This window comes from Rhodopseudomonas sp. B29, from assembly GCF_000333455.1.
Lineage (GTDB): Bacteria > Pseudomonadota > Alphaproteobacteria > Rhizobiales > Xanthobacteraceae > Rhodopseudomonas.
In genome coordinates, this window is record NZ_BADD01000754.1 from 1 (window position 1) to 2,166 (window position 2,166).

Consider the following 2,166-nt stretch of genomic DNA (forward strand, 5'->3'; position numbering starts at 1 on the left):
CAGCAAAAACGACCGTCGATATGTCTTGGGTTTGACCCCCGCCCGCGCCGAAACGGCTCGCTCGCTGCTTCTGACGGAGAGCCAGCAACCGGCGGGACCACCGTCGCTGATCGAGCGCCTCACGCTCCGCGAGCGCGAGCAGGTCCTCGCGCAGGGCCGCCGGCGTGTGCTCAATCGCGGCCAGACTCTGTTCAGCCAGGGTGCACGTCATGACGGCATCTACCTGATCGAAAGCGGCCGCATCCGCGTGTTCTATACCTCGCCGCAAGGCCGGGAGATTACGCTGGCCTATTGGCACATCGGCAATTTCGTCGGCGGCCCGGAAGTGTTCGACACCGGCGTCCATCAATGGTCCGGCGTCGCCGCCACGAATGCCAGCGTGGTGCATCTGCCCGGCAAGGAGCTGCGGTCGCTGGTTGCCGAGATCCCGAATCTCGCCATCGGCGTGATCGAGGGGCTGAGCTTCAAGGGCAAGTGTTATTCGGCGCTCGCGCAGATTCTGGGCACGCGCTCGATCACCCAACGGCTCGCGCATCTGCTGCTGCAGCTCGTCGAGCTGTACGGCGTCGATGACGCCGACGGCAAGGTGATTGCCGTGGCCTTCACCCACGCCGACATCGCCCATCTGGTCGGCGCCACGCGGCAATGGGTGACGATCAGCCTGCGGCGCATGCAGGAGAAAAACATCGTCCAGACCCGGCGCTCGCAGATTGTGGTTTGCCGGCCGGACATCCTCGAAGAGATGCGCGGCCACGCCGCCGATTGAGGCCTGCCCACGCAAATGGCTATCAGGAGCGAAATTGCCCAAGGAGCGCGCAATTGAGTTTTAGCGGCAACTAATCCACCCGTCGGCCCAGTCCGGATTTGCGCTGGCACACGCAGCTACCAATCATGGCGAGGTCAGCCAACCCAAGCGAACGGGGATGAGAATGGTCCGCCACCTTCACGCACTTCTCTTATCGGTCACCTGCCTGGGCTGGATGTCGGTCCAGCCTGTCTCGGCCGAGACGATCACGATCGGCATCGGCACCCAGGATACGACGACCAACACGGCGACTGCAGGAACCATCATCCGGCAGCTGCATCTCCTGGAGAAGTATCTGCCGACCGACGGCAAATATGCCGGCGTCAAGTACGAGATCGACTGGCAGAACTTCACCTCCGGCCCGCCCGTCACGAACGGCATGATGGCGAACAAGCTGCAGTTCGGCATGATGGGCGACTATCCGCTGATCGTGAACGGCTTCACCTTTGCCATAATCCCGAGAGCAAGAGCCGGCTGATTGCGATCGCCGCCTACAGCCTCGCCGGCTCCGGCAACGGCATCGTCGTTCACAAGGATTCGCCCTACTACGAACTGTCCGATCTCAAGGGCAAGCTGGTCAGCGTGCCGTTCGGCTCGGCTGCCCACGGCATGGTGCTGAAGGCGCTGCAGGACCGCGGCTATCCGGCGGACTTCTTCCAGCTCGTCAGCCAGACGCCGGAAGTCGGCTCGACCAATCTGCAGGAAAAGAAGATCGACGCTCACGCCGACTTCGTGCCGTTCGCCGAACTGCTGCCGTTCCGCGGCTATGCGCGCAAGATCTTCGACGGCGTCGAGACCAATCTGCCGACGTTCCACGGCGTCGTGGTCCGCACCGACTTCGCCGAAAAATATCCCGAGATCGTCGTCGCCTACATCAAGGCAATCGTCGCCGCCAACAAATGGCTGCGCGATGATCCCAAGGCCGCGGCCGAGAAGATCCAGGAATGGACCGGCATCAACAAGGAAGTCGTCTACATCTTCATGGGTCCCGGCGGCAACATGACCACCGATCCGACCATCAAGCCGGCGCTGATCGACGCCGCAGCGACCGACGTCAAGGTGCTGCAGAGCCTCGGGCGTATGAAGGAATTCGACCCGAAGGGCTGGGTCGACGACAGCTACATCCGCAAGGCCTATGCCGAGCTGCATCTCGACTACGACAAGGAGCTCGCCTCCACCGCCAACTACGAGATCTCCGGCCAGGACAAGTTCTGCAACAAGCCGATCACCGAGCCGCGCAAGGCCGGTGAGGTCTGGGTCGACGGCGAAGGCATCATGCCGTTCAGCAGCGCCGCCTGCACGCTCGGGGCCTATGCGGACTTCAAGGCCAAGGGCAAGAAGATCAACGTCGCCTACGTGTT

The 2,166-nt window shown here is 62.7% G+C and carries 1 protein-coding gene and 1 pseudogene; both read left to right on the forward strand.

What is annotated here, in order from left to right; all coding sequences use genetic code 11:
* Nucleotides 1–25 precede the first annotated feature (25 nt).
* Entirely contained in the window at nucleotides 26–766 is a 741-nt protein-coding gene (locus I5M_RS27250; protein WP_031337768.1) for a Crp/Fnr family transcriptional regulator, read from the forward strand.
* 163 nt (nucleotides 767–929) lie between these two features.
* Nucleotides 930–2,166: pseudogene (locus tag I5M_RS30730) on the forward strand (ABC transporter substrate-binding protein); the annotation flags it as partial.